The organism is Streptomyces pseudovenezuelae, assembly GCF_029892565.1.
Classification (GTDB): domain Bacteria; phylum Actinomycetota; class Actinomycetes; order Streptomycetales; family Streptomycetaceae; genus Streptomyces; species Streptomyces pseudovenezuelae_A.
Genome location: NZ_JARXVH010000037.1, coordinates 31021 through 41074 on the forward strand (window position 1 = coordinate 31021; position 10054 = coordinate 41074).

Consider the following 10054-nt stretch of genomic DNA (forward strand, 5'->3'; position numbering starts at 1 on the left):
GTTGAAGGGCGCTGGCGGCGCCGCGCTCTCACCTCTGCAGTGTCGTCCCGGAGAGTAGGGCCTCGCCTGAACCCAGGTATTCCCTCAGCCAGCGTTCGGTGTTGCTCACGTGCAGGAGTGCTGCGGCCTGGCTGAGGGCGGCGTCGCGGGTGGACAGTGCGTCAAAAATCGCCTCGTGCTCTGCGAGGGTGCGGCCGGCGGCCTGAGTGTCGACCAGACCGTGCCAGATGCGGGCGCGCAGCGTGCGGCCGGAGATGGCCTCCAGGACAGTGAGCAGCGTTTCGTTGCCCGTGGCTGAGACGACGGCGTGGTGGAAGGCCGCGTCGTGCGCGTTGAGCCGTTCGACGTCGTCGCGGGCCTCGCGCATGGCCTCCAGATGCCTCTCGACTTCGGCGAGTTGCTCATCGGAGATCCGGGTGGCCGCGAGCGCGCACGCAACCGGTTCGAGAAGCCGGCGTACCTCCATGAGGTCCTGCAGCACGCCGGAGTCGTTCTGCATCAACTCCACCGCACCGCCGAGCCCTTCCAGGAGCAGGCTCGGCTGCAGGCTGGTCACATACGTGCCGTCACCCCGCCGGACCTCCAGGACTCGAGCCACGGCCAAAGCCTTGACCGCTTCACGAGCGAGGTTGCGGGACAGGCCCAGCTGTGCGGCCAGATCCGGCTCAGGAGGGAGCCGAGAGCCTGGCGGAAGGGCACCGCTCCGGATCAGCTCACGGATCTGTTCGATGGCCCTGTCGGTCAAAGACAACGCGAACTCCTTCCGTGACCGTCTCAGCCGGCACGTCCGACCTGATCAGGCTCTGGTTCCAAGTATGAAGATCACCCTGGAGACCTTCCGGGACGTGCTGACGACGAAGTTCGAGGTCCTTGCCACCTGCTCGGGATTCCGCATACCCAGGGTGACGTTGATGATAGTCGCGTGCGCGGAACGGCTAGGGCCGCGGTCGGAAGGGCGCTGGAGCTCCGCGAAGTCCAGATCCTCAACCGGCCTCGGCCCGTTCGATCATCCGCGACCCACATGCACGCCGGGACCTCCTCACCGATACCGGACGCAGCCGGCTCAAGCAGGTACGACGCCGCCTGTCCCCCGCCGACAGACACCTTCACGGTCCTGCCGGCCGCACTCTCCTCCCTCATCTTCGAGAAACAGCGGTGGAGGCCGGACCAGAACTACCCGCACTGCACCCACGCCGCCCACCTGATGGACTGGTAAAGCCGGCATTGTCCCGCCTCAAGAGACGGGACGCTGCCCCAACGAGCTGCCCCGGATCCATTCCTCGCCCTGCCGAGCGGTGACCGACCCGGGCGGACACACCGCGTCAGCAGGTCATGAAAGCGGCGGGTACGCGTTCTGGACCAACTGCTGGAACTGCGCGGAGAACCAGTGTCCGGCCAGCGGCGAGTTCGGCAACGCACCCGTGGCGTTGTTGCCGTTGCGCGCGTTGCCACCGTAGGTCGGGTCGCACATCCGGTCGAAGCCCTTGCCCTCGTCGTTGGGGACGGCCGCGCTGTTGCCGTCAGACTCCCCCGGCGGCTTGACCCACACGTAGGCGTCGATACCGGCGGCCGGAGCCGCGGTCGGCCGTTCCCCGATGCCCGCGCCGCTCTGGTTGCACCAGTTGCCGGCGTGGATGCGCCGGTCGATGCGGCTGCTGTTGACGTAGTCGTCCACGGTGGTCTGCGCTCCGGGTCCGGTGGGCCGGGCGGCGCCGCCCCAGCCGTTGCGGGAGGTGTCGATCAGCATGCCGAGTCCGGAGTCGAATCCGGCCGCGACGAGCTTGTCGCGCAGCGCCTGGGCGAAGGACTGCTCGTCCACGTACTGGTTCCAGTCCACCCACTTCGACTGGCGTACGGTCTGACCGTTCACCGTGTCGGTGACCTTGAGGTACGGCTCCTTGGTGGGGCTGTAGTTCGCGGTGTTGACGATGAAGCCGGCCACGTCGCTCACGCTCGCGCCGTTCGTCGTCGCGACCTTGCGGAACTCCTGCACCGCGGGATCGAGGTTGCTGTCCCAGCCGAGCCAGCCGTGGTGGGCGGCGTCGATGTAGTTGTAGACGTTCGGGATGGCGCCCAGCTTGTCCAGGGCGTAGCCCACGCCCTTCTCGTAGTTGCCGTTGGACTTCATGGTCACGCAGGCGTCGGTGGTGGTGGGAGTGCCGCCGGCGTTAGTGACCAGGTTGGGCAGCGAGTCGGGTTCGATGACGGTGGCGATCCGCAGGCCCGCGTACTTGGCCTCGGACAGGATCGACGCGATGGGGTCGATGTACTGGGACTTGTACTTGTCGAGGTCGTTCGGCCCCAGTTCGCCGTTGGAGGCGAGGGCGGCGCAGTCGCGGCCGGGCAGGTCGTAGATGACGAGCTGGACGACGAGATCGCCGGAGCCCTTCTGCCTCAGGGCCTCGTCGAGGTGGGCGCGCAGGCCCATGCCACCGCTCACACCGTTGATGGCGGCGATGCGGTCCAGCCAGACGGCGGTGGGCTGGTCGGCGATGCGGCTGCCGCCCGGTTCGGCGGCGGCCTTGGCGGACCATTCGGGGTTCACATACACCTTGGCGCCCGTGTAGGGGTTGTTGGCGCGGCTGCCGGTGTCGCCGCCTCCGTCGCCACCGCCCGTGCCGCCACCCGTATCTCCGCCGGTGCCACCACCGGTGCCGCCGCCGTTGTCGACGTTGCAGGCGACGCCGTCGAGCGTGAACGTGGCGGGCACGCTGTTGGTGCCGCTGTAGGAGCCGTTGAAGCCGAAGCTGACCGAACCCCCGCTCGCGAGAGCGCCGTTGTAGCTCTCATTGGCGGCGGTGACGTCGGCACCGTTCTGGCTGACCTTCGTGTTCCAGGCGTTCGTGACCTTCTGGTTGCCGGCGTACAGCCACTTCACCGACCAACTCGACTTGGCGGCGGCGTTGTTGGTGATGGTCACGGCGGCGGTGAAGCCGGTGTCCCATTGGCTCTGCACCTTGTAGTCGACGGTGCAGGGGGTGGCCGAGGTGGCAGCGCCGGCCTGGCCGACGAGGAGCGCCGTCCCTGTCGTCCCGGCGACCAGCGCCAGGGCGGCGAGCAGCGATGTCCTGGTGTGACTCATGAGTGCGGGTTTCCTTCTCTCGATGGGGAGTTGCGGACGGAGGCCGTCCGGACGGCCGCGCGAGCCGACGTCTGGGCCACACCTGGGGCACGCGTGGCGTTCCGGTGGTCGGTGCGCAGGTACGTCCGGCAGCTACTCGAAGGCGCGGCCGTCCTGCCGGCGCTTCAAGGCCTCGGTCGTGCTGGGGGGCGCCCGATCAGGCGCGGGGTCGCTCGGTGGTGTTCGTGAGCACCGACCGCCGGCACCGAACCCCTACGGTGCGAGCGCGGACTTCATGCCGCGGGTCTTGGTGCGGGTGACCGAGAGCTCGGCGATGTCGCTGCGGTTCGTGCTGCCGTTCCAGGGGTTGCTGACCGGCGGGGAGCGGGAGTCGCGCGGAGCAGGCGTGGCCTGACTCGGCGTTCGCGCACCGGTCGACGGTGCTACCAGGAAGTTCGTACCCACGGCGCAGGCAACCGTGGCTCCCGGGGCCGAGAGCACCGGGCAGCACAGGGCCTGAGAGAGCGTCGCTGACTAAAAGTACTGAATGCGGGGGGTGTCGCATGAGCGAGTCCTTACAGCTTGGCGCGCCGCTACGGACGCGTCGCCTGATGGAACCGCTCCCACTGGTGGGGAGGAAGTTAGCGTCAACTGGCGGGGTTTCATAGGGTCCTTACGAAACTTTTCGCCGGATCGGCTCAGTTCGAACTTTGAACGCCCCAGCATCTTGACCGCGCCCGCCTTCATCCCCACGATGGGAGCGCTCCCACTGGATTCAGGCCTTGGCACCTCTCCGTGAGTCGCGTGACGCAAGGAGGAACAGCACATGGATCCCGGACGCAAACGCAGAGCCGTACGGCGGTTTTGGACCGCCGTCGCCGCCGCGTTCGCCCTGCCTCTGTCCATGCTCGCCACCGGCACGACCACCGCGAACGCGGCGACCGTGCAGTGCAGCGTCGACTACAAGACCAACGACTGGGGTTCCGGCTTCACCGCCGACCTCACCCTCACCAACCGCGGCACCGCCGCCATCGACGGCTGGACACTGACCTACGGCTACACGGGCAACCAGCAGCTCGCGAACGGGTGGAACGGCACCTGGTCGCAGAGCGGTCAGACCGTCACCGTCAAGAACGCCTCGTACAACGGCACCATCGCCCCGGGCGCCGCCGTCTCGGCGGGAGCGCAGTTCAGCTACAGCGGCACCAACACCGCACCGACCGACTTCGCGGTCAACGGCACCAGTTGCGTCGGCGCCCATCAGCCGCCGATCACCGTGCTGACCAGCCCGGCCGCCGGCGCGGTCTACTCGCGCGGTGACGCCGTGCTGCTCGCGGCGACGGCGGCGGCCGCGGACGGCGCGACGATCGGCAGGGTGGAGTTCTACGACGACACCACACTGCTGGGCACCGACACGAGCGCGCCCTACACGTACTCCGCCTCCGGTTTGACCGTGGGCAGTCATTCTCTGCTGGCGAAGGCGTACGACAGTCTGGGCGCGTCCGCGGAATCCACGCCGGTCGGCATCACCGTCGCCGCGGGTCCCGCCGTGGTCGCCTCGACCACCCAACTCGCCGTCCAGCAGGGCAAGACGGGCACGTACGAGGTGAAGCTCTCGACCCAGCCCTCGGCCAACGTGATCGTGGCGACCGCCCGGACCGGCGGCAACTCGGGCCTGTCGGTCACCGGCGGGGCCTCGCTCACCTTCACCCCGTCGAACTGGAACACCTCGCAGAAGGCGACCGTCACGGCGGACTCCTCAGGCACGGGTGCGGCGACCTTCGAGTCGACGGCCGCAGGGCACGGCAAGGCGACGGTGACGGTCACCCAGATCGCGGCGACGGGCACGTACAACGCCCGCTTCCTGGATCTGTACGGCAAGATCACCAATCCGGCGAACGGCTACTTCTCCCCCGAGGGCATCCCCTACCACTCGGTCGAGACGCTGATCGTCGAGGCCCCGGACCAGGGCCATGAGACCACGTCGGAGGCCTACAGCTATCTGCTCTGGCTCCAGGCCATGTACGGGAAGATCACCGGCGACTGGACCAAGTTCAACGGCGCCTGGGACATCATGGAGAAGTACATGATCCCCACGCACGCCGACCAGCCGACCAACTCCTTCTACAGCGCGTCCAAACCGGCGACCTACGGGCCCGAGGAAGACACGCCGGACCAGTATCCGACCGCGCTCGACCCGTCCGTGCCCGTCGGCTCGGACCCGCTGGCCGGTGAACTGAAGTCGGCCTACAACACCGACGACATCTACGGCATGCACTGGATCCAGGACGTCGACAACACCTACGGGTTCGGCAACACCCCGGGCGGCAAGTGCGAGGCCGGCCCGGCGGAGACCGGACCGTCGTACCTCAACACCTTCCAGCGCGGCCCGCAGGAATCGGTGTGGGAGACGGTGCCGCATCCGACGTGCGACGCCTTCAAGTACGGCGGCAAGAACGGCTACCTGGACCTGTTCACCGGGGACAAGTCGTACGCCAAGCAGTGGAAGTACACCACCGCCCCGGACGCCGACGCACGCGCGGTGCAGGCCGCCTACTGGGCGGACCTGTGGGCGAAGCAGCAGGGCAAGGGCTCGGCCGTGTCGGGCACGGTCGCCAAGGCGGCCAAGATGGGCGACTACCTGCGCTACGCCATGTACGACAAGTACTTCAAGAAAATCGGCAACTGCGCCGGACCGGCCACCTGCCCGGCCGGCACCGGCAAGGACGCCTCGCACTACCTGCTCTCCTGGTACTACGCCTGGGGCGGCTCCACCGACACCAGTGGCGGTTGGGCCTGGCGCATCGGCTCCAGTTACGCCCACAGCGGCTACCAGAACCCGCTGGCCGCGTACGCGCTCAGCGCCGACGCCGACCTCAAGCCCAAGTCGTCGACCGGCGCGGCCGACTGGGGCAAGTCGCTCCAGCGGCAACTGGAGTTCTACCGCTGGCTCCAGTCGGACGAGGGCGCCATCGCCGGCGGCTCGACCAACAGCTGGGCGGGCCGCTACGCGACCCCGCCGGCCGGCAAGTCGACCTTCTACGGCATGTACTACGACCAGCAGCCCGTCTACCACGACCCGCCGTCCAACCAGTGGTTCGGCTTCCAGGCGTGGTCGATGGAGCGAGTCGCCGAGTACTACCAGCAGACCGGGGACCCGCAGGCCAAGACGGTCCTCGACAAGTGGGTCAAATGGGCGCTGTCGAAGACGACCGTCAACCCGGACGGCACCTACCAGATTCCCTCCACCCTCCAGTGGTCGGGCCAGCCCGACACCTGGAACACGTCAAGTCCCGGCGCCAACAGCGGACTTCACGTCACCGTCGCCGACTACACCAACGACGTCGGCGTGGCAGCCGCGTACGCCAAGACCCTGACGTACTACGGCGCCAAGTCCGGTGACGCGAAGGCGAAGTCGACGGCGAAGGCGCTGCTGGACGGGATGTGGGGCAACTACCAGGACAGCCTCGGTATCGCTGTTCCGGAGACCCGCACCGACTACAGCAGGTTCAACGACCCGGTCTACGTGCCGAGCGGCTGGAGCGGCACGATGCCGAACGGCGAAGCGATCAACTCGTCCTCGACGTTCGCCTCGATCCGGGCCTTCTACAAGAACGACCCGGCCTGGTCGAAGGTCGAGGCCTATCTCAAGGGCGGCGCCGCGCCCGTCTTCACCTACCACCGGTTCTGGGCCCAGGCGGACATCGCCCTGGCCATGGGCTCGTACGCGGAGTTGCTTGAGTAGCCCCCCGCCGGCGCTCCGCGTACCGGACCCCGTCGCCTGGTGACGGGGTCACCCGGCCGGGCGGCCTCCCACCCGCGTAGGGGGCCGCCCGGCCATCCCGGGACCAGTTCGGGCCGCCCGCTGAACGACCGACATTCCCCTGTGCAAACGCAGATCACCACGGCCGTGGAAGCTAGTTCCGTTCATGACCGCCAGCGGATAACGCCCATACCTCCCCACTCACGGACGGGAGCGCTCCCAATCCTTGGGGGCAGGGCAACCCGCCTGTAACTATGCCACTGGTGAATTCGTGTGCTCATCCCCCTCCGGCCGGTAAGATCGGTGATCTCTTGGGGGAGGTGGTCATGGGCAGGCGACGCCCGGGGACACCGACGCTGGAGGAGGTGGCTGCCCATGCGCGGGTGGGACGGGGCACGGTCTCCCGCGTCATCAACAACGCAGCGGGCGTGAAGGACTCCACGCGCCGGGCCGTACAGCAGGCCATCGAGGAACTGGGCTACGTGCCCAATCTCGCGGCCCGTTCCCTGGCCGGACGGCGGGCCGACGCCGTCGCCCTGGTCATGACGGAGCCGGACTGGCGGCAGTTCGCGGAGCCCTTCTTCTCCGAGATCGTCAGCTCGCTCGGGAACGCGCTGACAGACACCGGAATGCAACTGCTGCTGACCCTGGTCCGATCGGACACCGAACGGCAGCGCTTCCTCGAATACGCGCGGGGCGGCCGGGTCGACGGCGTCCTGCTGATGTCCGTGCACGCCGGCGACCCCCTGCCGGACATGCTCGCCGACGCCCGGCTGCCGACCGTGCTGCTGGGGCGCCGTTCCGGAGAGGAGTACGTCAGCTACGTCGACGCGGACAACATCGGCGGCGCCCGCAGCGCCGTCTCCCACCTTGCCCAACGGGGCCGCAGAGTCATCGCCACCATCACCGGGCCGCTCGACCTGTACGCCGCCCAGTGCCGGCTGCGCGGCTACGAAGAGGCCCTGAAACTCGCGGGCCTGAAGGGCGAGCCGACCCTTGTCGCCGAAAGCGACTTCACGACGGACAGCGGGCGCCGCGCCATGGCCGAGCTCCTCGAACGGCATCCGGACATCGACGGCGTCCTCGCCGCGTCGGACACCACGGCCGCGGGGGCTCTGGAGGCCCTGCGCGCGGCCGGACGCCGGGTACCCGAGGACGTCGCCGTGATCGGCTTCGACGACTTTCCGCTGGCCCAGCAGACCGAACCACGCCTGACGACGGTACGTCAGCCGATCGAGGAGATCGGGCGCGCCATGATCCGGCTGCTCCTGGAGGAGATGGAGGAGGGCGCCGTGGCCTGGCGTCACGTCATCCTCCGTACGGAGCTCGTGGTCCGCGACTCGACCTGACCTTCGTCCGCACATCCGCCGGAGTGCGCACCAAGGTTGACGCACCGCGTCTCGCCCCCGTGTCCGACCTGCGCCTCCGAAATCGGTTCAACGGGTTCACGCCCACAGTCTTGTCATGGACCTGGACCATCCCTACAGTCCTGCCGAGCAAGGTTTGGGAGCGCTCCCATTCACATGGTTGCGGGAACACTCCCCCACTACCCCCCATCCCTCTGAAGAGGATCCGCATGCGTCCTTCACCGCACCATGCCCGCAGCGCGCGTGGCCTGCTCGGCGCGCTGCTCACCTCGCTCGTCTCGCTCGCCGCGCTTCTGACCACGGCGTCGGTGGCACAGGCAGACACCACGATCTGCCAGCCCTTCGGCACGACGACCATCCAGGGCCGCTACGTGGTCCAGAACAACCGCTGGGGCACCAGTGCCGCCCAGTGCATCACCGCGACGGACTCGGGGTTCAGGATCACCCAGGCCGACGGCTCCGTCCCCACGAACGGCGCTCCGAAGTCGTACCCGTCCGTCTACAACGGCTGCCACTACACCAACTGCTCGCCCGGCACCAACTTTCCCGCCCAGCTCAGCACCGTCTCCACCGCGCCCTCGAGCATCTCCTACAGCTATGTGAACGACGCGGTGTACGACGCCGCGTACGACATCTGGCTCGACCCCACGCCACGCACCGACGGCGTCAACAGGACCGAGATCATGATCTGGTTCAACAAGGTGGGATCCATCCAGCCCATCGGTTCCCCGGTCGGCAACGCCACGGTGGGCGGGCGCGACTGGCAGGTGTGGTCGGGCAACAACGGCTCGAACGACGTGCTGTCGTTCGTCGCACCGTCGGCGGTCAGCAGCTGGTCCTTCGACGTCATGGACTTCGCCCGGCAGGCCGTCTCGCGCGGACTCGCGCAGAACAACTGGTATCTGACGAGTGTTCAGGCCGGCTTCGAGCCCTGGCAGAACGGCGCCGGTCTCGCAGTGACCTCGTTCTCCTCCGCCGTGAACACCGGGTCGTCCGGCGGCAACCCGGGCGACCCGGGCAACCCCGGTGGCTCCACGGCCTGCAAGGTGGCGTACGCGACGAACGTCTGGCAAGGCGGCTTCACCGCAGACGTCGCCATCACCAACACCGGCTCCTCCCCCGTCAGCGGCTGGCAGCTCGCGTTCGCCCTCCCCTCCGGGCAGCGGATCACCAATGCCTGGAACGCGAACCTGTCCTCGTCGTCAGGAGCCGTCACGGCGAGCAACGTGGGCCACAACGGCCAGATCGCGGCCGGCGGCCAGGTGACCTTCGGGTTCCAGGGCACCGCCGACGGAACCTTCGCCAAGCCCTCCGGCTTCAACCTGAACGGGACGGCCTGCACCGCCGTGTGACACACGTTCAACCTCCGGGGCCCGCCTGTCCGCCACACCGACCGGCGGGCCCCGGCGGCCCGATGGGAACGGCACGCCGGCCCAGCTCGGACACACGCGTGACATACCTCGATCTGTGGAGCTGGGAGAGCTGAGGCATGGTCATCGCCAGCATCGGATTCTCCACCGATGCGGTGCTCCGTCCCGCCGTACGGGGGCTCGTCTACGCCCGTGCCGACATGGGCGGCGGCGCCTACCGCTGGGACAACATCGCGGCCCGCTGGATCCCGCTGCCGGTCTGGATCTCTGCGAGGCCTAGAACGCGCTCAGCTGCGGCGCGGCGGCCGACGGTACCGCAACCCCCTCGATCCACCACGTCGCCACCTTGCGAGGCCGCCCTCCCGTGTGACGACAAGCAGGGTGACCCACTCGACCAGGGCGTGGGGCAGGTCGAGTGCGGCAGGATGGGGAACCAACGCAACTCCTGTGCCAATGCCGCGAAGTTAGAGAGGAAGCTGCCCACGTCAAGTGG

At 68.3% G+C, this 10054-nt stretch carries 6 protein-coding genes and 1 pseudogene; 3 read left to right on the forward strand and 4 right to left on the reverse strand.

Going from position 1 to position 10054, the window contains the following annotated elements; translation table 11 throughout:
• Nucleotides 1–28: 28 nt before the first annotated feature.
• From M2283_RS49425 to M2283_RS49435, 3 genes are all read right to left on the reverse strand, one after another.
• Complete coding sequence (locus tag M2283_RS49425) at nt 29–751, reverse strand: FadR/GntR family transcriptional regulator (RefSeq protein WP_280883197.1); 723 nt, start codon at nt 749–751, stop codon at nt 29–31.
• A gap of 579 nt (nt 752–1330) precedes the next feature.
• Nucleotides 1331–3082, reverse strand: a complete 1752-nt coding sequence (locus M2283_RS49430; RefSeq protein WP_280883198.1) for a glycoside hydrolase family 6 protein — start codon at nt 3080–3082, stop codon at nt 1331–1333.
• 252 nt (nt 3083–3334) lie between these two features.
• Nucleotides 3335–3526, reverse strand: a complete 192-nt coding sequence (locus tag M2283_RS49435) for a hypothetical protein (protein ID WP_280883199.1) — start codon at nt 3524–3526, stop codon at nt 3335–3337.
• Between the two features lie 361 nt (nt 3527–3887).
• Here M2283_RS49435 and M2283_RS49440 point away from each other — a divergent pair, with 361 nt between their 5' ends.
• The 3 genes from M2283_RS49440 (at nt 3888) to M2283_RS49450 (ending at nt 9543) form a co-directional block, all read left to right on the forward strand.
• The gene (locus M2283_RS49440; protein ID WP_280883200.1) at nt 3888–6806 is read left to right on the forward strand and encodes a glycoside hydrolase family 48 protein; all 2919 of its coding nucleotides are present in this window, start codon (nt 3888–3890) and stop codon (nt 6804–6806) included.
• Nucleotides 6807–7150: 344 nt separating this feature from the next.
• Nucleotides 7151–8173, forward strand: a complete 1023-nt coding sequence (locus M2283_RS49445) for a LacI family DNA-binding transcriptional regulator (protein WP_280883201.1) — start codon at nt 7151–7153, stop codon at nt 8171–8173.
• Between the two features lie 227 nt (nt 8174–8400).
• A complete protein-coding gene (locus M2283_RS49450; RefSeq protein ID WP_280883202.1) occupies nt 8401–9543 on the forward strand; it encodes a GH12 family glycosyl hydrolase domain-containing protein in 1143 nt (380 codons plus the stop codon).
• Nucleotides 9544–9917: 374 nt separating this feature from the next.
• On the opposite strand, the pseudogene M2283_RS49455 reads toward M2283_RS49450, so the two are convergent.
• A pseudogene (locus M2283_RS49455) lies at nt 9918–9998 on the reverse strand (IS5/IS1182 family transposase); the annotation flags it as partial.
• Nucleotides 9999–10054: the final 56 nt, after the last annotated feature.

Bases quoted from the DNA above. Each gene is read 5' to 3' on its own strand.
- M2283_RS49430 (WP_280883198.1), bottom strand. From the start codon at position 3,082: ATGAGTCACACCAGGACATCGCTGCTCGCCGCCCTGGCGCTGGTCGCC.
- M2283_RS49440 (WP_280883200.1), top strand. From the start codon at position 3,888: ATGGATCCCGGACGCAAACGCAGAGCCGTACGGCGGTTTTGGACCGCC.
- M2283_RS49445 (WP_280883201.1), top strand. From the start codon at position 7,151: ATGGGCAGGCGACGCCCGGGGACACCGACGCTGGAGGAGGTGGCTGCC.
- M2283_RS49450 (WP_280883202.1), top strand. From the start codon at position 8,401: ATGCGTCCTTCACCGCACCATGCCCGCAGCGCGCGTGGCCTGCTCGGC.